Source organism: Acinetobacter sp. YH01004 (genome assembly GCF_013420455.1).
GTDB classification, from domain to species: Bacteria; Pseudomonadota; Gammaproteobacteria; order Pseudomonadales; family Moraxellaceae; genus Acinetobacter; species Acinetobacter towneri.
In genome coordinates this window covers 114,893-139,227 of record NZ_VOXZ01000007.1, presented here as the reverse complement: position 1 = coordinate 139,227, position 24,335 = coordinate 114,893, and the positions used below count along the sequence as shown (strand labels likewise).

Annotated in this window: 31 protein-coding genes; 8 read left to right on the top strand and 23 right to left on the bottom strand. The window is 43.2% G+C overall.

The genetic code is table 11. The annotated features are described in order from the left end of the window. The first annotated feature begins 7 nt into the window (after nucleotides 1-7). Nucleotides 8-574: a 5'-nucleosidase gene (locus FTT71_RS07110; protein WP_180160833.1), complete on the top strand. Its 567-nt coding sequence runs from the start codon at nucleotides 8-10 to the stop codon at nucleotides 572-574. A 79-nt stretch (nucleotides 575-653) separates the two neighbouring features. Here FTT71_RS07110 and FTT71_RS07105 read toward each other — a convergent pair whose 3' ends face one another. The 9 genes from FTT71_RS07105 to ubiG form a co-directional block, all read right to left on the bottom strand. Then, the gene (locus FTT71_RS07105; protein ID WP_136144515.1) at nucleotides 654-1,331 is read right to left on the bottom strand and encodes a TetR family transcriptional regulator C-terminal domain-containing protein; all 678 of its coding nucleotides are present in this window, start codon (nucleotides 1,329-1,331) and stop codon (nucleotides 654-656) included. Between the two features lie 419 nt (nucleotides 1,332-1,750). Continuing rightward, the gene (gene argA, locus FTT71_RS07100; RefSeq protein WP_180050714.1) at nucleotides 1,751-3,097 is read right to left on the bottom strand and encodes an amino-acid N-acetyltransferase; all 1,347 of its coding nucleotides are present in this window, start codon (nucleotides 3,095-3,097) and stop codon (nucleotides 1,751-1,753) included. A gap of 145 nt (nucleotides 3,098-3,242) precedes the next feature. Continuing rightward, nucleotides 3,243-3,626: an RcnB family protein gene (locus FTT71_RS07095; RefSeq protein WP_180038257.1), complete on the bottom strand. Its 384-nt coding sequence runs from the start codon at nucleotides 3,624-3,626 to the stop codon at nucleotides 3,243-3,245. Between the two features lie 202 nt (nucleotides 3,627-3,828). Continuing rightward, the gene (locus FTT71_RS07090; RefSeq protein ID WP_154320157.1) at nucleotides 3,829-4,218 is read right to left on the bottom strand and encodes an RcnB family protein; all 390 of its coding nucleotides are present in this window, start codon (nucleotides 4,216-4,218) and stop codon (nucleotides 3,829-3,831) included. 246 nt (nucleotides 4,219-4,464) lie between these two features. Next, nucleotides 4,465-4,620: a hypothetical protein gene (locus FTT71_RS07085; RefSeq protein WP_179990216.1), complete on the bottom strand. Its 156-nt coding sequence runs from the start codon at nucleotides 4,618-4,620 to the stop codon at nucleotides 4,465-4,467. Between the two features lie 129 nt (nucleotides 4,621-4,749). Continuing rightward, nucleotides 4,750-5,169: a hypothetical protein gene (locus FTT71_RS07080; RefSeq protein WP_004974057.1), complete on the bottom strand. Its 420-nt coding sequence runs from the start codon at nucleotides 5,167-5,169 to the stop codon at nucleotides 4,750-4,752. Between the two features lie 207 nt (nucleotides 5,170-5,376). Further along, entirely contained in the window at nucleotides 5,377-6,123 is a 747-nt protein-coding gene (locus FTT71_RS07075) for a YciK family oxidoreductase (RefSeq protein ID WP_180160832.1), read from the bottom strand. 69 nt (nucleotides 6,124-6,192) lie between these two features. Beyond that, nucleotides 6,193-6,894, bottom strand: a complete 702-nt coding sequence (locus FTT71_RS07070; RefSeq protein WP_180160831.1) for an HAD family hydrolase — start codon at nucleotides 6,892-6,894, stop codon at nucleotides 6,193-6,195. After that, a complete protein-coding gene (gene ubiG, locus FTT71_RS07065) occupies nucleotides 6,891-7,607 on the bottom strand; it encodes a bifunctional 2-polyprenyl-6-hydroxyphenol methylase/3-demethylubiquinol 3-O-methyltransferase UbiG (protein ID WP_004974063.1) in 717 nt (238 codons plus the stop codon). Before ubiG ends, FTT71_RS07070 begins: the two co-directional genes overlap by 4 nt. Before the next feature lie 181 nt (nucleotides 7,608-7,788). Here ubiG and FTT71_RS07060 point away from each other — a divergent pair, with 181 nt between their 5' ends. After that, the gene (locus tag FTT71_RS07060; protein ID WP_004974070.1) at nucleotides 7,789-8,409 is read left to right on the top strand and encodes a thiol:disulfide interchange protein DsbA/DsbL; all 621 of its coding nucleotides are present in this window, start codon (nucleotides 7,789-7,791) and stop codon (nucleotides 8,407-8,409) included. 114 nt (nucleotides 8,410-8,523) lie between these two features. Here the strand turns inward: FTT71_RS07060 and FTT71_RS07055 are convergent, their stop codons facing one another. After that, nucleotides 8,524-9,180: a TetR family transcriptional regulator gene (locus tag FTT71_RS07055; protein WP_136144683.1), complete on the bottom strand. Its 657-nt coding sequence runs from the start codon at nucleotides 9,178-9,180 to the stop codon at nucleotides 8,524-8,526. A 204-nt stretch (nucleotides 9,181-9,384) separates the two neighbouring features. Between FTT71_RS07055 and rph the strand changes: the two genes are divergently transcribed. Both rph and FTT71_RS07045 read left to right on the top strand, forming a co-directional pair. After that, a complete protein-coding gene (rph, locus tag FTT71_RS07050) occupies nucleotides 9,385-10,101 on the top strand; it encodes a ribonuclease PH (protein ID WP_004974074.1) in 717 nt (238 codons plus the stop codon). Nucleotides 10,102-10,278: 177 nt separating this feature from the next. Continuing rightward, nucleotides 10,279-10,500 carry a hypothetical protein gene (locus tag FTT71_RS07045; RefSeq protein WP_179994338.1) on the top strand — a complete coding sequence of 74 codons (222 nt, stop codon included), beginning with the start codon at nucleotides 10,279-10,281 and terminating at the stop codon, nucleotides 10,498-10,500. 106 nt (nucleotides 10,501-10,606) lie between these two features. Here the strand turns inward: FTT71_RS07045 and nadC are convergent, their stop codons facing one another. Further along, entirely contained in the window at nucleotides 10,607-11,452 is an 846-nt protein-coding gene (gene nadC / locus FTT71_RS07040; RefSeq protein ID WP_004974082.1) for a carboxylating nicotinate-nucleotide diphosphorylase, read from the bottom strand. Between the two features lie 177 nt (nucleotides 11,453-11,629). Here nadC and ampD point away from each other — a divergent pair, with 177 nt between their 5' ends. Next, nucleotides 11,630-12,229 carry a 1,6-anhydro-N-acetylmuramyl-L-alanine amidase AmpD gene (ampD, locus tag FTT71_RS07035; protein ID WP_004974083.1) on the top strand — a complete coding sequence of 200 codons (600 nt, stop codon included), beginning with the start codon at nucleotides 11,630-11,632 and terminating at the stop codon, nucleotides 12,227-12,229. Between the two features lie 50 nt (nucleotides 12,230-12,279). After that, nucleotides 12,280-13,830 carry a murein biosynthesis integral membrane protein MurJ gene (gene murJ / locus FTT71_RS07030; protein ID WP_171287394.1) on the top strand — a complete coding sequence of 517 codons (1,551 nt, stop codon included), beginning with the start codon at nucleotides 12,280-12,282 and terminating at the stop codon, nucleotides 13,828-13,830. A gap of 77 nt (nucleotides 13,831-13,907) precedes the next feature. Here murJ and FTT71_RS07025 read toward each other — a convergent pair whose 3' ends face one another. The 10 genes from FTT71_RS07025 to FTT71_RS06980 all read right to left on the bottom strand — a co-directional run bounded on the left by FTT71_RS07025 (nucleotide 13,908) and on the right by FTT71_RS06980 (nucleotide 20,890). After that, nucleotides 13,908-14,597: an FKBP-type peptidyl-prolyl cis-trans isomerase gene (locus FTT71_RS07025; protein ID WP_004974089.1), complete on the bottom strand. Its 690-nt coding sequence runs from the start codon at nucleotides 14,595-14,597 to the stop codon at nucleotides 13,908-13,910. A gap of 56 nt (nucleotides 14,598-14,653) precedes the next feature. Next, the gene (locus FTT71_RS07020) at nucleotides 14,654-15,358 is read right to left on the bottom strand and encodes an FKBP-type peptidyl-prolyl cis-trans isomerase (RefSeq protein WP_136144427.1); all 705 of its coding nucleotides are present in this window, start codon (nucleotides 15,356-15,358) and stop codon (nucleotides 14,654-14,656) included. 238 nt (nucleotides 15,359-15,596) lie between these two features. Then, nucleotides 15,597-16,619 carry an NAD(P)-dependent alcohol dehydrogenase gene (locus tag FTT71_RS07015; RefSeq protein ID WP_004974093.1) on the bottom strand — a complete coding sequence of 341 codons (1,023 nt, stop codon included), beginning with the start codon at nucleotides 16,617-16,619 and terminating at the stop codon, nucleotides 15,597-15,599. Between the two features lie 93 nt (nucleotides 16,620-16,712). After that, the gene (locus FTT71_RS07010; RefSeq protein WP_180008545.1) at nucleotides 16,713-17,276 is read right to left on the bottom strand and encodes a DNA-3-methyladenine glycosylase I; all 564 of its coding nucleotides are present in this window, start codon (nucleotides 17,274-17,276) and stop codon (nucleotides 16,713-16,715) included. 40 nt (nucleotides 17,277-17,316) lie between these two features. Further along, nucleotides 17,317-17,562 (bottom strand): hypothetical protein, encoded by a 246-nt coding sequence (locus FTT71_RS07005; protein ID WP_104852758.1) that lies wholly within the window; start codon nucleotides 17,560-17,562, stop codon nucleotides 17,317-17,319. An 18-nt stretch (nucleotides 17,563-17,580) separates the two neighbouring features. Beyond that, complete coding sequence (locus FTT71_RS07000) at nucleotides 17,581-18,120, bottom strand: M23 family metallopeptidase (protein ID WP_131261236.1); 540 nt, start codon at nucleotides 18,118-18,120, stop codon at nucleotides 17,581-17,583. Between the two features lie 60 nt (nucleotides 18,121-18,180). Then, nucleotides 18,181-19,215, bottom strand: coding sequence for an A/G-specific adenine glycosylase (gene mutY, locus FTT71_RS06995; protein ID WP_131261235.1), 1,035 nt, complete (start codon nucleotides 19,213-19,215; stop codon nucleotides 18,181-18,183). Nucleotides 19,216-19,351: 136 nt separating this feature from the next. Beyond that, the gene (locus tag FTT71_RS06990; RefSeq protein ID WP_070155794.1) at nucleotides 19,352-19,714 is read right to left on the bottom strand and encodes an HIT family protein; all 363 of its coding nucleotides are present in this window, start codon (nucleotides 19,712-19,714) and stop codon (nucleotides 19,352-19,354) included. 69 nt (nucleotides 19,715-19,783) lie between these two features. Continuing rightward, the gene (locus FTT71_RS06985; RefSeq protein WP_136144130.1) at nucleotides 19,784-20,524 is read right to left on the bottom strand and encodes a dienelactone hydrolase family protein; all 741 of its coding nucleotides are present in this window, start codon (nucleotides 20,522-20,524) and stop codon (nucleotides 19,784-19,786) included. A 207-nt stretch (nucleotides 20,525-20,731) separates the two neighbouring features. Then, on the bottom strand, nucleotides 20,732-20,890 hold the full coding sequence (locus FTT71_RS06980; RefSeq protein WP_004974108.1) for a DUF1328 domain-containing protein: 159 nt from the start codon (nucleotides 20,888-20,890) through the stop codon (nucleotides 20,732-20,734). Nucleotides 20,891-21,081: 191 nt separating this feature from the next. Between FTT71_RS06980 and FTT71_RS06975 the strand changes: the two genes are divergently transcribed. Both FTT71_RS06975 and FTT71_RS06970 read left to right on the top strand, forming a co-directional pair. Further along, the gene (locus FTT71_RS06975; protein ID WP_136144131.1) at nucleotides 21,082-21,534 is read left to right on the top strand and encodes a YcgN family cysteine cluster protein; all 453 of its coding nucleotides are present in this window, start codon (nucleotides 21,082-21,084) and stop codon (nucleotides 21,532-21,534) included. Between the two features lie 117 nt (nucleotides 21,535-21,651). Next, on the top strand, nucleotides 21,652-22,920 hold the full coding sequence (locus FTT71_RS06970; protein ID WP_004974112.1) for a replication-associated recombination protein A: 1,269 nt from the start codon (nucleotides 21,652-21,654) through the stop codon (nucleotides 22,918-22,920). A gap of 114 nt (nucleotides 22,921-23,034) precedes the next feature. Here the strand turns inward: FTT71_RS06970 and FTT71_RS06965 are convergent, their stop codons facing one another. Beyond that, nucleotides 23,035-23,247 (bottom strand): cold-shock protein, encoded by a 213-nt coding sequence (locus FTT71_RS06965; protein WP_004974113.1) that lies wholly within the window; start codon nucleotides 23,245-23,247, stop codon nucleotides 23,035-23,037. Nucleotides 23,248-23,606: 359 nt separating this feature from the next. Further along, nucleotides 23,607-24,326, bottom strand: coding sequence for a phosphoribosylaminoimidazolesuccinocarboxamide synthase (gene purC, locus FTT71_RS06960; protein WP_004974116.1), 720 nt, complete (start codon nucleotides 24,324-24,326; stop codon nucleotides 23,607-23,609). Between the last annotated feature and the right edge of the window lie 9 nt (nucleotides 24,327-24,335).

The following is a 24,335-nucleotide window of genomic DNA, read 5'->3' as shown; positions in this document are numbered from 1 at the left end:
AATAGTGATGAATTCTGATTTCGCTTTAATTATGGCATTGCCCAGTGAGTCTAAAGGCTTGTTTGAGCAGGCTGGGATTCAGGTGCATTACAGTGGCATTGGCAAGGTCAATGCTGCATTTAAAGCCTTTGAAGTGATTCAAAAGACAGGTTGTAAAACTTTATTGAATTTAGGCACAGCTGGCAGCTCACATTTTGATGCACATGCTTTGGTGGAAGTCTGCCAGTTTGTGCAGCGCGATATGGATGTTTCTCCGTTGGGTTTTCAGGTGGGGGTCACGCCAATGGATCAGGAACATCCTGCAGAAATTCATTTGGAACGCTATTTTGAGCATTTGCCAAGTGGCATTTGTGGTACGGGGGATAGCTTTGAAACGGGTACGCCCAAAGTACCGTGTCAGTTGGTTGACATGGAAGGCTATGCGATTGCCAAAGTCTGTAAAAAATTAGGGGTGCGAATGCTGTCGGTGAAATACATTACCGATGGTGCCAATGATACAGCACATTTAGATTGGGAAGAAAACTTGTTATTGGGTGCGCAAAAGTTATTGTCTTTGTATCATGGTCTTAAATAATATCGTTGCCAAAACGCCACGACCCTAGTTTTAACTAGGGTCGTGAGTAAAAGTGCGTATCTTAGTTAGTGCTGTGCAATTAGTCTTCTGATTCTTGTTCAGGTGTGGCAGTGACCACAGCGGCTTGAGGTGCATCCACTTCGTCCTGACGCGGCATAATACCGTAGAGCATCATGTGAACCGTATGTTGCAAGACACGTTGCAACATACTGCGGTTACGCAGGGTTTTACCTGTCACCATTTCCATTTGCGTTGCAAAGTCGGCATAGTTTTGGGTAATCGCCCAAATATTCAAAATCAGCAATTCAGGATCAATCTGTTTAGACAGTTTGCCTTGCTCTTGCCACATGGTAATGACTTTGGCTTTGCGTTTGACCAGTTTTTTCAGAGGGCCTTTTAAAATTTCCTGAATATGTGGCGCACCTTGAATCACTTCTAATGCAAATAGACGTGATGCTTTCGGTTGAGTACGTGAAACCTCAATTTTCTGCAGCAGATAATTGGTAATTGCTTCATCAGGCTCGAGTTCAGCTTCGAGCATTTGCAAAGGTGCCAGCCATTTTTGTAGTACTGTAGTCAGTACCTCAACATATAAGGCTTCTTTATTTTCATAATAATAGAAAATATTCGACTTATGCATCTCTGCAATTTGTGCGATTTCGTCCAAACTCGCGCCGCTAAATCCGTATAAAGAAAATACGTCGAGTGCAGCATTGAGAAGCTGATGGCGTTTTTGTGTACTCTTTTTTTGTTCCATTCGTAATTTTAAAACAATGAAAAAAGGGAATTATTAATTGTACGGCAAATCATCAGGCTTGTGCATCTTTTAAAGATGTATTTTTAAAATATTTTTAGTTTATTCTGTAGTTTAGCTATTAAATCCGTGAAAAGTATGATTAGAGAGGGGGAGTATCTTGTTTTTGTATTTTCTGACTGAATGAATAAGTTTTTTGAATTTTCTATATAAATGATAAAAGTAAAGTTTCTTCCTGCCTTGCATCAATTTTATTTAAAAAAACTAAACAGTGGTGTGGATGCTGCCAATTTTGATCATCCCTACACTGTCGTGCTGACAGGTATAGGTGTGATGACCTGATTTAATCGGCAGCATGTTCCACGTGAAACATGTTTGGATTTTGGTTGTGCAGTATCATTCAACCTGTCAAAAAAACTCACTTAGAGCCGTTTTTTACACACAATTGAGTTGCGTTGATAGTTATATAAAGCCTGACGTGCATCGGGCAAATCATCGACACTGGCAGGAGCAAAGCCCTGTTCTAGAAACCAGTGTGCGGTGCGAGTGGTTAAAATAAATAATTGCTGAATGCCCATGGCTTTGGCTTTATCTTCTAAATAATCCAAAATTTGGCGGCCACGGTTGGATTTACGATAAGCAGGATGCACCGCGACACAGGCAATTTCGGCAGACTTGAGTTCATGACCTGTGGTTGGAATTGGATACAGGGCGGCACAGGCGAGAATCATGCCGTCACGTTCAATCACTGCAAATTGTCCAATTTCATTTTCCAGACGCTCACGTGAACGATATACCAACACGCCTTCTTCTTCTAAAGGACGTAATAAACGAATCAAACCGCCTACATCCTGAATATTGGCCGTACGCACTTCTTCATAATGTGCATCACTCACCATCGTCCCTGAACCATCACGGGTAAACAGTTCTTCGAGTAAAGCACCATCGTAGGCATAGGAAATGAGATGTACCCGATGTACGCCGTTTAATGAGGCATCTTGGGCTGCATTTAAGTGTAAAGCCAATTCAGGATGATGTCGCTGAGCATCTTCAATATATGGATTTAAATGTTGCGGATGAACTTCACGTTGCAATTGACCTTCGGCATTCTGCAAACCGTGCTGCGCGCCTAAGAAAATCAGTTTGTCAGCTTTTAATTGAATGGCAGTTTTAGTTGCCACTTCTTCAGCCAACAAGTTAAACACTTCACCTGTGGTGGAATAACCTGTTGGACCGAGCAACACAATATTATGATTTTCTAAATGGCGTTGAATGGCATCGACATCTACAGTGCGGACTTCGCCAGTCAGTTGATAATCGACCCCATCACGAATGCCATACGGTTTGGCGGTGATAAAGTTACCCGACACCACATCAATCCGTGCGCCGTACATAGGGGAGTTAGCTAGCCCCATCGACAATAAGGCTTCAATTTGCAGGCGAATTGAACCGACAGCATTCATGACACACGATAAAGATTCACGAGTGGTGACACGACGTTGCAAATGAAACGGTGTATCAATTTGGCTGAATTTTAAGTTTTGATTAATTTGTGGACGCGCACCATGTACCAAAATCAAACGAATACCAAGCGAGTGTAGTAGGGCAATATCATGAATAATGTGCTGAAAGTTTTCATGCAAAACCGCTTCACCATCGAACATAATCACAAAGGTTTTATTGCGGTGGGCATTGATATAAGGCGCAGAATGTCTAAACCAATGCACATATTGTAAGGTTGTGCTGTGCGGGTTTTCAGTTGGAGTCATTCGTTGGCCTGCTGTAATGATCGATGGTGCTGTCTTTGATTCTAATCAAAAAATTCTGCAGCGGAAGACTAAATATAAAAAAACACCTGAATGGTGCTTCAGGTGTTGTGGAGAAATGCTATTTTTCAGCTCAGGCTGAACGGTTTTAGCCAATAATACGAATAATACGCTGGGTGCGCTCATTAATCAGCACATAGTCACCGTTGACTTTATACCACTGCTGATAACGACCTGTGTTGGGTAAACGACGTGCTTCACGATCACTGACTTTGTAGCGGTTCGCATCATATCCGCGTGGGAGGTTTTGACCTACACGCCAGTCACGACTTGGATTCACGCGTTTTTGATCATAACGCTTTTGTTCCCACTGTGCAGGATGACGTGGATTGTCCCAACGCTTGTCGTGATGTTTATAGGTGGCACTCGCTTGATGACGACGATCATCATAACGATGGTCGGGTGCTGCCATAGCCGATGTTGCCATGATTGCGCTTAAAGACAGTGCTAAGGTGCTGAGTAATTTTTTCATGCGACTTACCTTCAGTTTTAAATATGGGGTAGATGTGTCCAAATTAGTCAAATACTCAAGATAAATGATGGTGGAAATTGAGGTGAATTGTGAATTTTATGGAGAAAACAAGGAGAGCCTGAGCGGACTATCGCTCTATAAAAAAAGCCCAAAGTGAGCTTTGGGCTATGTATTTAGATATTGTGTATGTACAACAGTAGGTCTATAAACCTGCGATACGCAAAATATGGTGATTTTCGACATCGACCAAAATGTAGTCTTGGTTGATTTTATACCATTGTTGTTTGCGTTCAGGGCGGGGCAAGTTATGTTCCTGATAATCGACTTTATAACCATTGCCACGATAATGCTGCGGCATGACATAACCCGTTTGCCATTTATGTTGTTGTAAGCGTTTTACACCACGTTCTTCACGCATGCGGCGTTTGTCTTGCATACGCTCTTCTGCATCGGCACGAAATTCATGTTTATTGTGTGCTTGGTTACGAGGATGGTCAGCTGAGTCTCGATCAAATTGAGGAGCGGCAGTTGCAAAATTGCTGCTTAGTAAAGCACTGAAAGACATTGCCAGAACTGTCAAAATCTTTTTCATGTAAACCCCTCATTCTCTCATCTTGATATCACAGTTCATACTTTAACCATTAAATGCAGAGAAACTGTGAAGAAAGCACATGAATTTTTTAAATACGCTCTGCAGGATGCGGCATGGTATTGATTCTATTATGCGACAAAATACGAAATTTAGTAGCTATCGCTCAGAAAATAGGGGTGGGATGATTTTTCTTGTGCTAAGGAAAGGATGAGACATCACCATAGCAGCGTACTGCTATGGTCTGCTTTAGTTCCAATGTTCAGTTAAGCCTTGTAAAGATTGCACAGCGATGGCAACACATTCGGCTGTTTCACGATCATCCAAAGCCACAATTAAATGCTGACCTAATTGCAAGCTTTTAATACTTTGAATCACGGCAGTTTTACGTTGAATATCAGTCATCACAATTTACCTAATGCTTGTTGTGGAGATACATCAAGCATAGGTGATGTATATTGATTTGGAAAACCGTATAATTTTATAAAAACAATCCAATAAAACGATTATTGCCACCGTTGCCATGAGTTTTGCTTAATAGGCGTAGTTTAAATCGGTGTAGTCGGTCAATGATTTTTGAATATGTGCATTGATAAATTCGCGTACATCTTCAGTACTCATTGGTGCGCCTTGCTTGCTAATCACGTGTTCAATTTCAGGTTGCCCTTCAATTTTAATACGATAAACAAAGTTTTTAACCACTTTGTAGGCATCGTCCAGTTTTTCAATGCCTGTGACATAGTGGTAAGCATGTTCAAAATTAAGGTCGGTATGTGAAAATACAAACTGATCAAACAGTTTGATTTTCTGACCGTTGTCGAGTGCCTGAATGTCATCTACGATGCTGGCTTCAAACTTCATGCCATATTTTTCAGAAATAGGCTGACCATCAATCAGTAAAGACACCATACCATCTTCAAGTGGTGTCACGGTGATGTTGTTTAATTCAGTCATGTTGCTCTCTGCATCGTTGAGGTTGAATTGAGATGTGGAAGCATGGTAATCAGGCTTTGCATTGCCAAAAATAGGCAGGATAGAAACCTGAAAATGCTTGTGCGATGCCATTTTACCGCAAATCAATGTGCAAAAATTGGCAATATGCTAGGTTAAGTCCATAAAAAAGGAAGCAAGCGCTTCCTTTCTTCGGATCAAACGACAGAACTAATCCTGTGCATCAATACTTTGACCATTCATGTGCAAGCTGTCATCGCCCATTAAATATAAATAGGCAGGCATGATGGCATCGGGTGTAGGTAAAGTTTTTGGATCTTCATCAGGATAGGCTTTGGCACGCATGGCAGTGCGGGTTGCACCCGGGTTAATGCAGTTGTAGCGAATATTTGGATGCACCTGTTCTTTGGCAAATAACTGGCTCACCGCTTCAATTGCAATTTTAGACACCGAATAAGCACCCCAGCGTTCACGTGCTTCACGACCTACACCTGAACTGGCAAACACGACTGAAGCATGTTCCGATTTTGCCAAAAGTGGTAATAATTCCTGAGTGAGTACAAATGGCGCACGTAAATTCACTGCCATGACGTCATCCCAAACATCGGCAGGGTAATTTGCCAACTCAGTCCGTTCGCCTAAAATGCCTGCATTATGCAAAATACCATCCAAACGTCCGAATTGTTTGTCTAGGGTATCGACCAGTAATTCATAATCTCGTGGTGAAGCACTTGAAAGCTGCAGCGGCAAAATAGCAGGTTGTGGTGCGCCTAAACTTTCGATTTCATCATAAATCACTTCAAGTTTATTTAAGGTACGACCATGCAGCACTACGGTTGCTCCGTGTAGCGCATAACTGAGGGCAGCCGCTCGTCCAATACCATCACTGGCACCTGTGATCAGGATAATACGATCTTTGAGAAGATCGGGGCGAGGTTGATATTCTGAGTATTTCATGGGCATCCCTCCTGTTCATTTCTTATTGCTTATGGGTTGAGTTTCATGTCATCGCTTTACAGGACTGATTCAAGCATTGGCACTGCTGTTTTGCGTTGCAGCTTGCAGCACCAATTTGTCTAAAACCGTATGTAATTCAGCGACTGAATCCACTATACAATCTGCTTGCCACGCTGTTAAGTCATCTTTGTGTTGTAACGGTAAATAACCGTAAGCGGCCAGAATGGTGTACATATTGGCATTGCGGCCTGCATCAATATCACGTGGATGGTCGCCCACATAAATACAATGTTCAGGGGCAATTTCAATCTGTTTGGCTGCCAAATACATGGGTTCTGGGTCAGGTTTGGTGTGGCTGACATCTTCAGGGCAGACCAAAACCGCACAGCGGTCAGTTAAATTCAGTGCCTTGAGTAAGGCTTCACTGAGCCAGCGCGGTTTATTGGTGACAATTCCCCACGGAATTTGATGCTGTTCCAAAGCTTCGAGCAGTGGATACATGCCCTCGAACAAATCGGTTTCTACCGCAATATCAGCGCCGTACAGGTCTAAAAAGCGTTGTCGATGCGCAAGAAATACAGGGTCATCTACTTCAAGTTCTGGATAGACCAGTTTTACCATAGCCCGTGCACCTTCAGACACCTGCGTGCGAATGGCTTCTGCTGCCACAATCTCACAGCCTTTATCGTGGCACATGTCTTGAATGATGCGAATAAAATCTGCAGCGGTATCAATTAAGGTACCATCGAGGTCGAATAAAACGGCTTTCATTCTGTTGCCTCATTGACCGTGTAAACCATGTAGTTCACATCAACATTAGGTGCCAACCAATAGCGTTTAGTCAGTGGGTTGTAGTGTAAACCCGTCATATCTTTAAGTTTTAAACCCGCTTGGCGAATGTCGTGTGCCAATTCAGACGGTTTAATAAATTTATGATAATCGTGTGTGCCTTTGGCTAACATGCGCAGCACGTATTCTGCCCCAATAATGGCAAATAGGTATGATTTAGGGTTGCGGTTAATGGTCGAGAAAAATACATGACCGCCCGGCTTGACCAGTTTTTGGCAGGCTTGAATAATCGAGGCCGGATCAGGTACGTGCTCTAACATTTCCATGCAAGTCACCACATCGTATTGACCAGCTTGCTCATCTACCAATTGCTCAACAGGAATTTGGCGATATTCAATATTGTGTACGCCTTCTTGTTCTGCATGCAGGCGTGCCACGTTTAAAGGTGCTTCGCCCATATCAATTCCAAGCACATTGGCACCGCGACGAGCCATGCTTTCTGCCAAAATACCACCACCACAGCCGACGTCTAGCACTTTCTTGCCTGCCAAGCCGCCTGCGTGCTCATCAATCCAGTTTAAGCGCAGTGGATTAATCATGTGCAGGGGACGGAACTCGGAATGCTGATCCCACCATATGGCTGCAAATGCTTCAAATTTGGCAATTTCTTGTGGATCAACATTCAAATGCGACATGGGTGCCACCTCAATTGGGTCGTGATAATTGGAAAAATAGATATAAACCCTAGTGTAGCGTTAATTCTAAAAAAAGCGATAAAAGCTGTAAAAAAGTTCACAGAAGGAAAACGAAATCAGCATAATTGATTTATAGTGTTGCCATACACTAAACAGAATGATTTAGAGGATTATAAACGCAATGAAAAAATTCCTTTTAGGTAGTTTGGCAACAGCCATCTTTGCTATTTCTGGTAGCACTATGGCGGCAAATTTTGTAGCAGGTAAAGATTATAGCGTTGTCGCCAACCCGGGTAAGGTTGATGTACCGGGTAAAATTGAAGTGCGTGAGTTCTTTTGGTATGGCTGTGGTCACTGCTTTACTTTAGAACCATATATGCAAACATGGTTACGCCAGTTACCTAAAGATGTGAATTTTGTGCGTACTCCTGCAGCCATGAATCCTGTTTGGGAAATGAATGCACGTGGTTATTATGTGTCTGAAGCTTTGGGTGTGCGCAAGAAAACTCACTTGCCACTTTTCCATGCCATTCATGACAAAGGTCAGCAAATTTTTGACCAACAATCACAAGCTAAATTCTTTGTGAAATATGGTGTACCTGAAGCGAAATTTAACAGCATGTTTAACTCGTTTGCGATCACCTCTAAAATTTCACAAGCTAAACAATTGGCGCGTCAGTACCAATTGACAGGTGTACCTGCGGTGGTGGTGAATGGTAAATATATCGTTCAAGGCGATAACGGCAAAGTGATTCAAGTAGTGAACTACTTGGTTGATCAAGAGCGTAAAGCTAAGAAATAAGCAGATGCAATAACAAGATGATGCAAGGCTGAATCAGCAGCGCATCGCTAAAAACCGCAATGATTGCAACGTCATTGCGGTTTTTTTAATGCAGGTTAAAAGTGTGTTGTATGTTTAATCTGCGACAGGCTGCGGACGTTGCCAGTGGCAAATGCCACGAAATAATAAATGTACTTGAGTAATGGTTTGTTGAATAAAACGCTGCTGTTGTTCAGGTAATTTTTCGGCTTCAAATTGGCGTTCTAAACCAATCCAGCTCATTGCCCAATTTAACGATAAATTAATTAAAATATTGGCCAGAATGTGAAAATCTTCAGCATGCTGAAAATGTTGTACGCTTTCGACCCGTTGTAAATCATTAGCTAAATCTTCAATTAAAAAATCAATTTCACGGGCGATGGCTTGCCGTAAAATGGTCGAACCGCCCCAGCGTTCGGCAATTAAAAAAATCCATTGTTGTGGATGTTGATCGACAGATTTAAAAAATAGGGTCAATGCCTTTTCGGTCTGTGCATCGGGTTGGTATAAATAAGCTTGTCCCAACTGATACAAAATACCTTTAATGTGCAAGGCAACTTGATCGACCAAATCTAGCCCCAACTCATCCATATCTTGAAAATGCCGATAAAATGCGGTGGGCACCAGTCCAATCTGTCGTGAAATTTCTCTTAAGCTAATGCTGCTAAATGCACGTCCTGCGCTGCTGAGTTGCAGCACTGCCTCCATAATTGCCTGACGACTTTGTTGTTTTCGTTCTTCCCGAATCGACATTGTATTTCCTGATTCTGCCAGTGCCGCGCAGTCTAACAAAAACCTGTGTTTCACGATAATACTAAAAGATGAATGAAGCCACTTTGTAAAAATACAGGCAAAATTTACCGAAACAGCACACGTCAAGCTTTGGAAAAGCGACCTGCGCTGTGGCATCTGTTATACTTGCGGGCAATTTATTTGAGCCAAAAATAAGGACACATTATGCGTATTGACCAACGAGCTTTAGATCAATTACGTGAGGTAAAAATTACCCGTAACTATACTCGCTATGCTGAAGGTTCAGTGTTGGTAGAGTTTGGTCATACCAAAGTTTTGTGTACCGCAAGTATTGATAACTCTGTACCGCGCTTTTTAAAAGGGCAGGGACAAGGTTGGGTAACTGCAGAATATGGCATGTTGCCACGTTCAACTCATACCCGTAGTGACCGTGAAGCGGCGCGTGGTAAACAAAGCGGACGTACACAGGAAATTCAGCGCTTAATTGGTCGTAGCTTGCGTGCCATGGTCGATTTGAAGAAACTGGGTGAAAACACCATTACCATTGACTGCGATGTGATTCAGGCCGATGGCGGTACCCGTACTGCAGCCATTACAGGTGCAGCAGTGGCATTGATTGATGCTATGAATGTGTTGCTGGAAAAGAAAAAAATTAAGCATGACCCATTAAAGGGTTTGGTGGCTGCAATTTCTGTGGGCATGTACCAAGACCAAGTGTTATTGGATTTGTGCTATGAAGAAGATTCAAATTGCCAAACTGATTTAAACGTGGTGATGACACAAGCAGGTGAATTTATTGAAATTCAGGGTACTGCTGAAGATAAGCCGTTTAATCGTGTGCAATGTAATGCCATGTTGGAAATGGCAGAAAAAGGTATTCAGGAATTGGTAAAAAAACAGCAGCAAGCTTTAGGTTGGTAAGCTAAGCTTTTTGATGTTTTTCTGCTGTTTAAGAGCGCATCTTCGGATGCGTTTTTTTATGGATGAGATTTAGATTGCGATAGGAAGCGTGAAGCAAAAAGCTACAATATTGCAGGATGCGTTCTTTTAAGATGGAAAACTGTATGCAAAGAGCCTGAATGAAAAGAGGAGGAAAGCATGAAACTATTGATTATTTTAATGTCTGCCATGATGTTGTTTTTAACTGCATGTGATTCACGTACTGAGCGTGAAAATGAAGACAATCGTAGTGTACTCGGTCAAGCTTCTGACAACGACAACGACAACGACAACGACAACGACAACGACAACGACAACGACAACGACAACGACAACGACAACGACAACGACAACGACAACGACAACAAGGACGATGATTAAATTCAAAATTGAGGCATAAAAAAAGGAGGCTCATTTGCCTCCTTAAAATCAATTTTTGGAAAAAATTAAGGGTGCAGATTGCACCCTTAATTTTAAAAGTAATCGTTTACGCATTAAAACGCATTGATAAATCCACAGCTTTGACATCTTTGGTTAAAACACCCATCGAAATATAATCTACGCCTGTACTAGCCACTTCACGTAAATTTTCAATGGTGATGTTGCCCGACGCTTCAAGTTTACAACGACCTGCCACATGCTTGACCGCATCAATCATTTGTTGCTGGCTAAAGTTATCCAACATCACAATATCAGCTTTGGCTTCAAGGGCTTGATTTAGTTCATCCCAAGTTTCCACTTCAACTTCTACAGGTTTGCCCGGAGCAATGGCATGTGCTTTGGCAATTGCCTGAGTAATGCCGCCTGCTGCCATAATGTGATTTTCTTTAATCAAAAAGGCATCAAATAAGCCTAAACGATGGTTTTGTCCACCACCGACCGTGACAGCATATTTTTGTGCAATGCGTAAACCCGGTAAGGTTTTACGGGTATCTAGCAGTTTGGTATTTAAGCCTTCAAGTTGTTGCACATAGGCTGCGGTTTTAGTCGCAACAGCAGACAGGGTTTGCACAAAATTCAGCGCAGGGCGTTCTACCGTTAACAGGCTGCGTGCAGAACCTGCCAATTTCAAAAAGGCTTCATTGGCAGCAACGTGGTCGCCATCATTTTTTAACCACGTGACTTGCACATTGGCATCGTATGCTTGAATCAGGGCATTTACCCACGGTTGACCTGCCAAAATCATGTCTTCACGGCTAATAATGGTGGCAGTGGCCTGCTCATCTTCAGGGGTCAATAATGCGGTAATATCACCATCGCCAATATCTTCTTGCAAGGCTTGCTGAATATTGATTTGGATGGATTGTTCAAGCAAAGCTGGAGAGATGCTCATAAGATTTTCCGTGTCGATCTTGCCCATGAAAATTGCGCGTTATATTAACACTGTTCTGCGTCAGGATGTGTTTTTTAGCCACGTTCGGGTGTAATTTAAGATGTTCATTGTCACGCGTTGGCATTAAACTGAAATTTCTGTTCTATTTTTCTATTCTAATGGTTTGGGGATTGCCTTATGCAGCATGTGCCGTCGTTTCAGGTGGTTGAGGGTCAATTACAAGGGGCAAGACAAGTCCCATCTCCGAATTTCAACGCCCGTCCGACAGACCAAGAGATTCAATTGCTGGTCATTCACAATATTAGTTTGCCGCCGTCACAATTTGGTGGTGGTTATATTGAGCAATTTTTTCAGAACCAAATGGATTGGTCGCAGCATCCTTACTTTCAGACCATTCAGGGCCTGCAGGTTTCGGCACATTTGTTGATTTTAAGAACAGGCGAGGTGCTGCAATTTGTTAATTTTGCAGATCGGGCGTGGCATGCGGGGCGTTCTAGTTATTTGGCACAGCCTGAATGTAATGACTATTCAATTGGGATTGAATTAGAGGGCAGTGATGACTTGCCTTTTGAAACAGCGCAATATCAGAGTTTGGTGCAGGTGGTACACAGTTTGCAGCAGGCCTATCCGAGTATTCAACAGCATATTGCAGGACATTCCGATATTGCACCGGGACGTAAAACTGATCCGGGGCCGTATTTTGACTGGCAGTATTTTCGTGAACAGTTATCTCAACTTAAAGCTTCGACATCACAGGAAAAATTGATCAATCAATAACAAAACTTTGTTGATGCTTTGATTACAATAGCGACTAAATTTTTAATTGGGTGGTAACGATGGCGCTTTGGCGATCGACCTTTATTGTCAGTGCAATGACCATGCTGTCACGGGTGCTAGGATTAGTCCGTGATGTGGTATTGCTGAATGTGTTTGGTGCAGGTAAAGATTTCGATACCTTTGTGGTGGCGTTTCGTATCCCCAACTTTTTCAGGCGACTGTTTGCCGAAGGGGCGTTTTCGCAGGCATTTATTCCTGTATTGACCGAATATAAAACCAGCCGCACTCATGCCGAAGTACAAATTTTAATTAGTCGGGTTTTTGGCTGTTTAATGACGGTAATGACAGGGCTAACCTTTACCGCCATGGTGGCTGCGCCTGCGGTGATGTATATCTACGCACCGGGTTTCCATAGCGACCCTGAAAAGTTTGCGCTAGCCACCGATATGTTCCGCCTGACCATTCCTTATTTGTTGTTTATGTCGCTGACGGCATTTGCCAGCAGTATTTTGAACAGCTATGGCTCATTTACCACGCCTGCCTTTGCGCCTGTATTGCTGAATGTGGCGATGATTGCAGGTGCATTATGGCTCACACCGTACATGGCAGAGCCGATTATGGCACTGGGTTGGGCGGTGATTATCGCGGGTGCTTTACAACTTGCGATTCAAATTCCAGAACTATGGCGTAAAAAGCTGCTGATTCCCCCTAAAGTTGATTTCAAGCATGAAGGGGTGGATCGGATTATGAAGCTGATGCTGCCTGCTTTATTTGGGGTATCGGTCACGCAAATTAACCTGCTACTCAACACCATTTGGGCATCTTTTATGCAGGATGGTTCGGTGTCGTGGTTGTATAGTGCGGAACGTATGACAGAGCTACCTTTGGGCTTAATTGGTGTAGCGATTGGGACGGTCATTTTACCGTCACTGTCTGCGCGTCATGCAGAACAAAATATGGATAAATTCCGCGGCATGATGGACTGGGCTGCACGGGTGATTATTTTGGTAGGTGTCCCTGCCAGTATTGCACTGTTTATGTTATCAACGCCTATTATCCAAGCCTTGTTTGAGCGTGGTCAGTTTAGTTTTAAAGATACGCAAATGACCGCTTTGGCCTTGCAATGTATGAGTGCAGGGGTGATTTCATTCATGCTGATTAAAGTCTTTGCACCGGGTTTTTATGCACAGCAAGACACCAAAACACCAGTACGTGTGGGGTTAATGGCTGTGGCTGCCAATGCGATTTTAAACGTGGTGTTTATTGGCTTCTTTAAACTGATTGACTGGCAAGCTGAACACATGGCATTGGCACTGGCATCATCAGGTTCGGCTTTGGTGAATGCAGGCATGTTGTATTTCTATTTGCATCAACGCAAGATTTTCCGTTTTGGTGCGCACTGGAAAAAACTCATGGTGCAGTTTGCAGTGGCAAATGCCGTGATGATTGCTGCGTTGTGGTATGCCTTAACTTGGTATAACGGTGATGTATCACAATGGATGCGTGTGGCAGAAGTCACTGCGCTGTGTGTGGTGGGCGTAGTGGCCTATGGGGTTGGATTGTTGGCAACGGGTTTTAGACCACGTCATTTAAAACCTTAATGAAGCGAAGTTGATCTGAAAAAATACCGCAATTTAAATTGCGGTATTTTTTTGTTTAAAGATGATGCGGCTTTGGATTATTTTACAATTTCTAAAAGTTCCACATCAAAAATAAGCGTGCTGTTTGGCTCAATTGCATCGCCTGAGCCAATTTGACCGTAGGCTAGAGCAGCAGGAATAAAGAAGCGATATTTGGCACCAACTTTCATGAGTTGTAAGCCTTCAGTCCAACCTTGAATGACTTGGCTGACCTGAAATTCTGCAGCTTGATCGCGGGCGATAGAACTGTCAAATACCGTACCATCAATTAAACGACCTTCATAATGGACTTTAACGGTAGAGGTGGCTTTGGGTGATTTGCCCGTACCTGCCTGTAAGACTTGATATTGCAAGCCAGACTTGGTGACTTTGACCCCTGCCTTTTTGGCATTATTGTTTAAAAAGGCTTGCCCAATTTTAGCATTGCTATCGGCTACTTTTTTAAGCTCAATCAGTTGTTTGGCTTCGGCTTGCTTTTTGAATTGAGTCAGCACTCGTGCCATTTCTTCATCGCTTAAACTGGCGGCTTGGTCTTGTGTTGCCATTTTTAAGCCAGCAATGAAGGCTTCGAGATCAATATCTTTTAAGGTTTCCGCATTGCTGCGCCCCATTAAATAACCAAAGCTATAACCGACCTGATCTGCAACAGGACTTTTATTGGTCACGGTTTTGGCAAAACTGCCACTGCTGAGCAGTGCGATACACACAAGGGCAAGGTGTTTTTTCATTCTTTTCGTCCTAAGACCATACAAGAGAGCCAAGCTCTCCTGAAAGGGTGATGTTGTTATTTCACTTCAATCAGTTCAACATCAAAAATTAAGGTGCTGTTGGCAGGAATCATGCCTGGTACACCTTGTTCGCCGTAGCCCAGTTTCGATGGAATATACAGCGTAGCTTTACCGCCTTCCTTCATGAGCTGTAAACCTTCAGTCCAGCCCGGAATGACTTGATTCAGTGGGAATTCAATTGGCTCACCACGTTGTACCGAGCTGTCAAATACTTTGCCATCGACCAGTTTACCCGTGTAGTGCACTTTGACCACAGAGCTTGCCGTTGGCTGTTTGCCTGTGCCTTCTTTAATCACTTGATATTGCAAGCCAGAAGCTGTGGTTTGTACGCCTGCTTTTTTGCCATTTTCAGTTAAGAATGAATCACTGGCTGTTTGTGCAGCTTGCGCTTGAGTGGCTTGTTTTTGTTGCAACTCTTGCTGGAATTGCTCATAGGCTTTTTGTAATTCTTCTTCGGTGTAGGCAGGTTGTTTACGCGCATGACCTTCACGCACACCTGTTACAAAGCTGTTGATGTCTAGCTCTGGTGGGGTTTGATGTGCCACTTCATAACCCAAAGCGTAGCTGATTTTTTCAACCGCAGAAGCATTTGCCGACGCTTTAGAGGTCGCCACTGCTGGGTTTTGAGAGGCATAATAAACAGGAACAAGTGCAGCACCGCCTAAAATTACAGCAATAGCGATGGGTAAGGCTTTACTCATAGGTTTTCTCAAATTCATTTTATAGTTAAAAAAGCAGCATTCATCTTAGCAGACTTTTTCACAGACTTTTCTAGTTTGGCACGTGGCTTTGCAGCCTGTGTCGATTCAACTTTTTAATATATGCTGCTTACGCAGTTTATTCTATAACAGACTGAATATCTAAAACATTTTTTATACATAAATCTTGCCCATCTGAGATGAGCAAGACCGTTAAATTGGGCAAGATTTAACTTAAAAATCAGTCAAAGTCGGCCTTTAACACCACCCGATAGCGTGCCTTGCCCTGATGCAAATGTTCAATTGCCTGATTGATTTGTGACATCGGAAAAACTTCCACCTGTGGGGCAATCTGTTTGCGTGCGGCAAATTGTAGTAATTGACGCAGCGCTGCAGGCGAACCTGTCGATGAACCAGTAACCGATTTTGCACCGCCAATTAAGCTGCCCGCCTTAATTTGCATGGGTTCTAGCGCTACACCTAGCATGTGAATAGTGCCATGTGGTGCAAGCGTACTTAAATAAGCATTCCAGTCCAAGCTTACGTTTACCGTACTTAAAATCAGGTCAAACTTGCCACGCTGGGTTTTAAGGGCAGCAGCATCACGGCTGTTCACTACATGGTCTGCACCCATAGCCAGTAATTCTGCGGTTTTGTCTGGATTGGAACTGAACGCCGTAATTTCACAGCCCCATGCTTTTAATAATTTGATGGCGATATGCCCCAAGCCACCAATACCAATCACCGCAACATGATGTACTGCCTGAATTTGATGTTTCAAGATCGGATCAAATACGGTAATTCCACCACAGAGCAAAGGCCCTGCACTGACAGGATCGACCTCATCGGGTAATGGAATTACCCATTGCCAACCTGCACGGACTTTATCGGCAAAACCACCTGCATGTCCCACAATGGTTGCGGTAGTGCCATTGCTGCACAGCACTTGTTCGCCTGCAATACAGGCATCGCAGTGTTGGCAACTGTCTGCAGTCCAGCCAATGCCTACACGTTGCCCCACGGTTAAGCCTTTGGCCTCACTGCCTAATTGGGTAATCGTGCCAATAATTTCATGTCCTGCCACCACAGGATATACCGAGGAATGCCAGTCATTTTGAATGACTGAAAGATCGGAATGGCATAAGCCACAATATTCGACTTTGACTTCTACCTGATGCGCCTGCAATTCACCCGCATCAAATTGATAGGCTTGCAGGGCTTCACCTGCCTGCATTGCGGCATAGGCTCGAATGGTATTACTCATATTGCACCGTCCTTGTCATCGACTGACTGTATTGATTGGTGATCTTGCTATTATGGGTTGAGCAGTTTTGAATACTAAAGCTTGGATGTTGCTTTAAGATGTTGTTTTAAAGTGACAGTGATTTTCATGATCATCGACCATGCCTACAGCTTGCATAAAAGCATAGCAGGTGGTCGGGCCTACAAATTTAAAACCATTTTTCTTTAGGGCTTTCGACATGGCAACACTAGCGTCGGTTTGTGCAGGCGCAAGACGATAGTCAGGTACATCATTCCTAATAGGTTGCTGTGCAACAAAACCCCAAAGCCATGTCACGACGTTTATATCGGCGTCTTTTAGTTTTTGCCATGCACGTGCGTTGTCACGAATTGCTTGTAATTTACCTCGATGTCGAATCAATCCAGCATCTTGTAATTTGAGCGCAATATCATCATCACTGAAGGCGGCAATTTCAGCAATGCTGTATTGGAAAAAATGCTGACGATACGCTTCGCGTTTTTTTAATACAGTAATCCAAGACAAGCCTGCTTGCTGTCCTTCTAAACACAGCATTTCAAATAAATGCGCTTCGGCAAATACAGCTTGTCCCCATTCTAAATCATGATAGGCAATATAAAGCGGATCATCGGAACACCAGCCACAGCGTTGTATCGTCATGGGTCATGCTCCTTGTTGAATAGATGTGAATGGGACAGACTTAAAGCTGAAATGCTGCCCATTGGTCATGTTGGTTATCCCAATAATATAGTTCTGCCTGTTGCAGATCGTGAAAGGAAATCCAGTTGTCTTTACCGACTTTATCTGAATAGCCTGTGCTGATGAGCAGGGCATCTTCAGTAATTTCCATGACCCAGCCTTGATGGACTTGTCCTGCCAACACAATTTTTTGTTGATTGCCAGATTCTGCAAATTCCACCAATCGATTTATCAAGGCTTCAGACATGAAATGTTCCTAACAAAATTAACGTAAATAAGGATAAGGATTGACCGCACCGCGTCCTTTACCATTTAAATAAAGTCCGTAATGCAAATGTGCGGCAGTGTGTCGGGCGTTGCCTGTATTGCCGACATAGCCAATATGCGTTCCTGCCTTGACATAATCGCCCACGTTTAAACCGCGTTTATGTCCATCCAAGTGTGCATAGTAATGCCAAGTGCCTGCAGGCCCTAATATCCAAATTACTTTACCACCTAAGCGATTATCGCGTAAGTCTGCAATTAAACCTTCTGTAGCGCTATACACTTTGCTGCCTTTGGCGGCAAGAATATCAATGCCTTCATGCAAACGTCCGCTACTACGAGATGCACCCCAAGTGTCATTCAACTGATGCGCTTTAATGCCCTGCACAGGAATGGGCAAGCGAGTTTTTAAACTCATTTGATTGAGTTTTTGCACCAAGGCAGGCGGGAGTGGGGTACTGGGACGTTTCGGTGCAGAACTACAGGCCGCAATCAATAAGGTAAAGAGTGACAGGCTTAAAACAGCAATCCATCGAAACATAAGACATCCTTGTAATGGCAGTGAAAGCAAAGATTTCATTCATCACGATGCTTGACTATGTCACAGATTGATTGCCGAGATCAATTTTTTCATGGCCGTCGGAATGCCCAAATCGCTGGCTTGTTGCGGACTATACCAATCTGCATTCAGTTCTATTGCCAAGTGTTCTTGTAGATCAGCATCGACCTGAAAACACAGTGCTTCAAGCTGCCAAGTGAAATGGGTAAAGCTATGTGAAATCTGTGCGCGTTGCTGTACCTGTTTAAGGCTCAAGCTTTGACACAGTTGCTCAAAAGCCTGTGCATCTTCAATAACAGGCAAACACCATAGTCCACCCCAAAGTCCTGTATTGGGACGTTGTTGCCATAACCACTGATCTGCGCATTGCAGTACTAAGACCTGTGCAGATTTAACGGGTACGGCTTTTTTCGGTTTTTTAAAGGGCAATTCCTGCTCTAAACCTTGTTGATGTGCTTTGCAGTGTTGTTGCATTGGGCAATATAAGCACAGTGGTTTTTTGGGGGTACAAATGGTGGCGCCCAAATCCATAATAGCCTGCGTATAGTCGTGATTACGCACTTCGGGGCAGAGCTGTTCTGCCAGTTGCCACATGGCACGTTCATGTACAGGTTTGGATAAATCATCTTCAATAGCAAAAAAACGTGCTAAAACCCGTTTGACGTTGCCATCCATAATGACGCCGTATTGGCGTAAACCCAGCGACATCATGGCACCACCCGTAGAGCGACCAATGCCCGGCAAAGCCATCCACTGTTCGAGCGTACTTGGAAAATGTCCTTGCTGTGCCACAATGGCTGCGGCTTTATGCAAGTTGCGGGCGCGGGCGTAATAGCCTAAACCTGCCCAATACGGTGCAACTTCATCCCAAGTTGCACGTCCTAAATCTTGCACTGTCGGAAAGCGCTGCAAAAAACGCTCAAAATATTGCAATACGGTTTTGACCTGAGTTTGTTGCAGCATGATTTCAGACACCCACACCGCATAGGGATCATCGGCGACTTGCCACGGCAGGTCATGGCGTCCGTGTTGATCGAACCACGTGAGGAGAGCATCGGAAAATGAAAAAGCAGTCATGCGAACCCAGTTTGTAAAGTAGCGGCTTAGTATAGCCAAACTGGCGTGGGAATTACGTGCATAAAAAAAGAAGATGAGCGTGCATCTTCTTCTTTAGGTTTGGTTTCACTTGGTTTGGGATAAAACGAGTCGTGGTTTAAATTTGACCGCTCATACCCCAACGGTTATCCAATTTTAAGGTCTGACCTTCATAGCGTGGAATAATGTGGATGTGTAAATGCTCAGATTTAGCATCAAACACATCGCCATCATTAAAACCCACATGGAAACCTGCAGGTTGATGACGCAATTGCAACTCATTGCGCGCCAATTCTAATAAAGACAATAAACTTTTACGTTCTTTGTCTGTAATGTCAAAAAAAGAGCCGACGTGACGTAGCGGAATGATCACGCAATGTCCTTTAGACAGGGCATTGGGTTCAGGCAAAATTACCCCAAATTCATTTTTTGCCAAAACATCATAATCATCAAAATTGCAATAAGGGCATTGCTCAGTCATTGTTATATCCTCTTCTTTAAAATTTTCTTGGCTTGCGTTGAGTATATGCTGCGTAATGTGAACAGCAGATTAATCTGCTAAACGACGATCCAACACTTCATACATGGCAGCTAAACCTTGTTGCTCTGCCGATGCGTTATAGCCTAAATCGACCCCATTGGCTTTGGCACGTTCATCGGCTTGAGGGTTACTAAAGCCGTGTTTGGCATCTTCAAAAATAATCACTTCATGCTCTACTTGAGCCGCGTGCATTTCTTCACGGAAACTTGCGACGTCGTCTAAAGTCACCATGCTGTCCAGTTCACCATGCAACACCAAAATCTCGGCTTGTACCTGACCTTGTTGTGCAGGGGCTTTCGGGCTGAGGTTGGCGTGGAAGGTCACCACTGCTTTTAATGCTGCGCCAGAACGAGCCAAATCCAGAACGACTTTGCCGCCATAACAGAAACCAATTGCAGCGAGTTTATCGCGATTTACTTCAGGTTGGGCAGCTAAAGTGTCCAAAGCTGCAGACGCACGAGTCACAATTGTGTCAGCATCTGCAAAAGTTTGCATCATCCATTCATTGGCTTGGGCTGCGGTGGTGGTGACTTTTTTATCGCCATACATATCAATCGCTAAGGCTGCAAAACCATGTTCAGCCAATTCACGCGCGCGTTGTTCGGTGTATTCGTTACGTCCCCACCATTCAGGTGCGACAATCACCCCCGCGACAGCTTGTGCTGTTTCTGGTGCAGCAAAATAACCGATCAGTTTGCTGCCATCTGCAGCCGTATATTCAATTTCGCGAGTTTTGATTGCTAAAGCCATGCCTTATTCCTTATCGTTTTCAATGCCATGATTAAAGCATAATAATATGGCACGCATTTTTAAAAACAGGGTAAATACTGCCTATAAATGTGAGAAAATATTTTTAAAATAGCCAAATTGGCATTTGTTGCGTAAAAAGCGGACATAAAAAAAGAAGGAAAAATCCTTCTTTTTTATCTGATTTTTAGGAATTTATAGACGAGGTCACTAGATTTTTCCGCGAGAGAGGAAACCAACAATTGCCAAAATCACAGCAATCACCAATAAAATAATGGCAAAGTCTTTGGATAAACCTGCGACACCACCAAAACCAAGTAAACTCGCGATTAACGCAATCACTGCGAAGATTATAGCCCAACGAAACATAATTGTTCTCCATGTGTTTTTATAGCTTCTGAATTTAGTATAGGGAGCTGAACGCAGCACACTGTTTTGTTTTTGTGTATTAAATGTTCAGTTGTTTGAGTTAAGTGTTTGATTCATTTAAAGACTAAACAAAAGCAACAAGTTGAAACAAGGCTGTTATAATGACGCAGTTTTGTTATTTTCTGTGCGCTATGTCTGATCAATTACGACCTGAATTTTGGAAAAACTATCCGCTGAATGCCTTAAATACTGCGGAATGGGAAGCCTTGTGCGATGGTTGCGGTTTATGCTGTTTGGTCAAACTAGAAGATGAAGACACGCAAGAAGTGGCCTATACCAAAGTGGCGTGCAAGTTACTGGACTGTAACACAGCACGTTGTTCAGATTATGCCAATCGCTTTGACTTTGTGCCCGATTGCATTCAACTTACCCCCGAAAAACTAGAAAAAATTCACTGGTTGCCGCCAAGTTGTGCCTATCGTCGTTTAAAACAGGGCAAAAATTTGCCATCTTGGCATTACTTAAATACGGGCTCACGCCAAAGTGTGATTAAAGCCAAAAAATCTGCGGCAGGGCGTTGTATTTCAGAACTGGATGTTGCAGAAGAAGATATAGAAGATTATGTGGTGCGTTGGGTGCGTTAATTCATACTGCAGAATAAACTTTGAATCGTGTTTTAGCGATAAATCGGTACGATTAGAAATACTCCAAAGCTTGAGATCATAGTAGACTAGGTTGAAGTCAAGTATAGAAATAACAAGATGTCAGAGAGTCATATTCCACTGCCTGAGCGTTTGCGTCCACGCGATTTATCGCAAATTATTGGTCAAGATCATCTTTTAGGTGAGCAAGCGCCGTTACGCCAAATGATTGATCAGGGGCATTTGCCTTCAATTATTTTCTGGGGGCCACCAGGGGTGGGGAAAACCACCATCGCTTTGCTGTTGGCGCAGGCGGTAGATCGTCCTTTTATCAGCCTTTCTGCCTTGAATACTGGGGTCAAAGAGCTGCGTGAAATTATTGCCGAAGGCGGCGATTTGCTCACACCAGTGGTGTTTATTGATGAAATTCATCGCTTTAATAAGTCGCAGCAAGATGCCTTATTAAATGCGGTGGAAAAGGGCAAAATCACCTTAATTGGTGCGACCACTGAAAATCCATCTTTTGAAGTCAATAGTGCGCTGCTTTCACGTTGTCAGGTCTATACCTTAAAGGCTTTAGATGCCGATTCGATTCAGACTTTGCTTACTCAAGCCATTCAGCAAGATCAATTCTTAAAAGACCGTTATATTCAGATTGAAGAATTTGATGCTCTGATTCAGTTTGCTGCAGGTGATGCACGCAAGGCTTTAAACCTACTGGACTTGGTGGCAAGCACCTTTGAACCCGAGGTGGAAAATATCATCACCAACGCGATTGTGGTCAAGGTTGCGCAACAAAACATTGCCCGTTATGACAAGTCAGGCGAGCAACATTATGATTTGGTATCGGCTTTTATTAAGTCAATTCGTGGCAGTGACCCCGATGCTGCATTGTATTGGATGGCGCGCATGCTCAAAGGCGGTGAAGACCCGAGCTTTATTGCGCGTCGCATGTTGATTGCTGCTTCGGAAGATATTGGCAATTCAAATCCGAATGCCTTGTTATTGGCAGGCGAGTGTTTCCGCTCGGTACAAGTGCTGGGTATGCCCGAAGCGCGGATTATTTTAGGACAATGTGCAGTATATTTGGCAACCAGTGCCAAAAGTAACAGTACTTATTTGGCAATTAATAAAGCCATGGATTTGGCTGAAAAAACCGCCAACTTACCTGTGCCACTGCATTTGCGTAATGCACCGACCAAACTGATGAAAGAACAAGGCTATGGCGTAGATTATTTGTATCCGCACAATTACCCAGAGCATTTTGTGCTACAGGACTATTTGCCGCCTGAACTGAAAGGCACAAAGTTGTATGAGTCGGCACGTAATAAACGTGAAGTGGAAGGTGAGCGTTTACAACAACGTCGTTGGCAGCAGACTCAATCCTAAGCGATTTGGTATAGCTGAAAAGATATTTGTAAAAGTATTGGCATAAAAAAAGCTCAAGAATCAACTTGAGCTTTTTTAGATTTGTTTGCAGCCTTGAGTGCTGCATTCAAAGGTTTAAAGCGGTTTGATGTTTACAGCATTCGGGCCTTTTTGACCTTGCGCAATGCTGAATTCAACTTGCTGACCTTCGTGTAAAGTCTTGAAGCCTGAGTGTGCGATTTCGCTGAAATGCGCAAACACATCTGGACCAGATTCTGGTTGAATAAAACCAAAACCTTTAGTTTCGTTAAACCACTTTACCGTGCCTTTCATTGTCGGATTTGACATAGGGAAATATCCTGCTGAATTTTAATATGTTGCAATCTAAAAAAGATTTGGAATAACTGGGAAAAAGATGCGACTTAAAATCTGAACAAACGAAGGATTACAAAATAAAACTACGGACTTAGACGATTAAAACGAACTTCATATTTTTCTAGTATGACAACAAGCATACACGGAATTGCAGAATACACAATTTAAATTCAGATAAATTTAAAAATAGGCAGACAGACTGGGCATTGTGGATGGGGCGATTTTTTCAAAGATTTGGTTTGTAAACCCTGTTTGGTCTACAGCAAAATACAAAAAACCGAGCAATGTTGCTCGGTTTTGGGAATTCAGCTTTTAAAATTGAAAAGCTTGAATTAGATATTGTCTAAGTCGATGCCTAAACGTGCAGCAACTTCTTCATAAGCTTCAACCACACCGCCTAAACCTTGACGGAAACGGTCTTTGTCGAGTTTCTTCTTGGTGTCTTTGTCCCATAAACGGCAACCGTCTGGAGAGAACTCATCACCCAACACAATACGGTCGTGGAATACACCAAACTCAAGTTTGAAGTCGACCAAAATCATGTTACCTGCATCAAACAATGCTTTTAATACATCGTTGACTTGGTAAGTTAATTCTTTCATTTTTGCCAATTGTTCAGCATTGGCCCAACCTAAAGCAATCGCTTGAGATTCGTTTACCATTGGGTCGCCAAGAGCGTCATCTTTAAAGAACAATTCAAATGTAGGTGGGGTCAGTTCTTTACCTTCTTCTACACCTAAACGACGGCAGAGTGAACCTGCAGCGTAGTTACGAATAACGCACTCTACAGGAATCATGTCTAACTTTTTCACCAATACTTCGTTTGGTGTAAGTAGTTTTTCAAAGTGAGTTTCGATACCCGCTTCAGCCAATTTTTCCATGATAAAGGCGTTAAAACGGTTGTTCACCTTACCTTTACGATCTAGTTGTTCGATTTTTTCGCCATTGAACGCAGAGGCATCATCACGAAAGACTAAAATCAGGTGGTCTGCACTGTCTGTGGTATAAACAGATTTTGCTTTACCAGTATAGAGCAAGGTTTGTTTTAACATGAGGGAACC

Bases quoted from the DNA above. Each gene is read 5' to 3' on its own strand.
- FTT71_RS07060 (WP_004974070.1), top strand. From the start codon at position 7,789: ATGAAAAAATTCCTTTTAGGTAGTTTGGCAACAGCCATCTTTGCTATT.
- nadC (WP_004974082.1), bottom strand. From the start codon at position 11,452: ATGAGCATCTCTCCAGCTTTGCTTGAACAATCCATCCAAATCAATATT.
- FTT71_RS07015 (WP_004974093.1), bottom strand. From the start codon at position 16,619: ATGAGTAATACCATTCGAGCCTATGCCGCAATGCAGGCAGGTGAAGCC.
- FTT71_RS07055 (WP_136144683.1), bottom strand. From the start codon at position 9,180: ATGTCGATTCGGGAAGAACGAAAACAACAAAGTCGTCAGGCAATTATG.
- FTT71_RS06965 (WP_004974113.1), bottom strand. From the start codon at position 23,247: ATGTCAAATCCGACAATGAAAGGCACGGTAAAGTGGTTTAACGAAACT.
- FTT71_RS07020 (WP_136144427.1), bottom strand. From the start codon at position 15,358: ATGAGTAAAGCCTTACCCATCGCTATTGCTGTAATTTTAGGCGGTGCT.
- FTT71_RS07025 (WP_004974089.1), bottom strand. From the start codon at position 14,597: ATGAAAAAACACCTTGCCCTTGTGTGTATCGCACTGCTCAGCAGTGGC.
- FTT71_RS07070 (WP_180160831.1), bottom strand. From the start codon at position 6,894: ATGAAAGCCGTTTTATTCGACCTCGATGGTACCTTAATTGATACCGCT.
- ampD (WP_004974083.1), top strand. From the start codon at position 11,630: ATGCAGCATGTGCCGTCGTTTCAGGTGGTTGAGGGTCAATTACAAGGG.
- mutY (WP_131261235.1), bottom strand. From the start codon at position 19,215: ATGACTGCTTTTTCATTTTCCGATGCTCTCCTCACGTGGTTCGATCAA.
- argA (WP_180050714.1), bottom strand. From the start codon at position 3,097: ATGACTCCAACTGAAAACCCGCACAGCACAACCTTACAATATGTGCAT.
- FTT71_RS06975 (WP_136144131.1), top strand. From the start codon at position 21,082: ATGTCTGATCAATTACGACCTGAATTTTGGAAAAACTATCCGCTGAAT.
- FTT71_RS06990 (WP_070155794.1), bottom strand. From the start codon at position 19,714: ATGACTGAGCAATGCCCTTATTGCAATTTTGATGATTATGATGTTTTG.
- rph (WP_004974074.1), top strand. From the start codon at position 9,385: ATGCGTATTGACCAACGAGCTTTAGATCAATTACGTGAGGTAAAAATT.
- FTT71_RS07105 (WP_136144515.1), bottom strand. From the start codon at position 1,331: ATGGAACAAAAAAAGAGTACACAAAAACGCCATCAGCTTCTCAATGCT.
- FTT71_RS07090 (WP_154320157.1), bottom strand. From the start codon at position 4,218: ATGAAAAAGATTTTGACAGTTCTGGCAATGTCTTTCAGTGCTTTACTA.
- FTT71_RS07010 (WP_180008545.1), bottom strand. From the start codon at position 17,276: ATGACGATACAACGCTGTGGCTGGTGTTCCGATGATCCGCTTTATATT.
- FTT71_RS07080 (WP_004974057.1), bottom strand. From the start codon at position 5,169: ATGACTGAATTAAACAACATCACCGTGACACCACTTGAAGATGGTATG.
- FTT71_RS07075 (WP_180160832.1), bottom strand. From the start codon at position 6,123: ATGAAATACTCAGAATATCAACCTCGCCCCGATCTTCTCAAAGATCGT.
- FTT71_RS07045 (WP_179994338.1), top strand. From the start codon at position 10,279: ATGAAACTATTGATTATTTTAATGTCTGCCATGATGTTGTTTTTAACT.
- FTT71_RS07110 (WP_180160833.1), top strand. From the start codon at position 8: ATGAATTCTGATTTCGCTTTAATTATGGCATTGCCCAGTGAGTCTAAA.
- FTT71_RS07085 (WP_179990216.1), bottom strand. From the start codon at position 4,620: ATGACTGATATTCAACGTAAAACTGCCGTGATTCAAAGTATTAAAAGC.
- ubiG (WP_004974063.1), bottom strand. From the start codon at position 7,607: ATGTCGCATTTGAATGTTGATCCACAAGAAATTGCCAAATTTGAAGCA.
- FTT71_RS07095 (WP_180038257.1), bottom strand. From the start codon at position 3,626: ATGAAAAAATTACTCAGCACCTTAGCACTGTCTTTAAGCGCAATCATG.
- FTT71_RS06985 (WP_136144130.1), bottom strand. From the start codon at position 20,524: ATGGCTTTAGCAATCAAAACTCGCGAAATTGAATATACGGCTGCAGAT.
- FTT71_RS07000 (WP_131261236.1), bottom strand. From the start codon at position 18,120: ATGTTTCGATGGATTGCTGTTTTAAGCCTGTCACTCTTTACCTTATTG.
- FTT71_RS06970 (WP_004974112.1), top strand. From the start codon at position 21,652: ATGTCAGAGAGTCATATTCCACTGCCTGAGCGTTTGCGTCCACGCGAT.
- purC (WP_004974116.1), bottom strand. From the start codon at position 24,326: ATGTTAAAACAAACCTTGCTCTATACTGGTAAAGCAAAATCTGTTTAT.
- FTT71_RS07005 (WP_104852758.1), bottom strand. From the start codon at position 17,562: ATGTCTGAAGCCTTGATAAATCGATTGGTGGAATTTGCAGAATCTGGC.
- FTT71_RS06980 (WP_004974108.1), bottom strand. From the start codon at position 20,890: ATGTTTCGTTGGGCTATAATCTTCGCAGTGATTGCGTTAATCGCGAGT.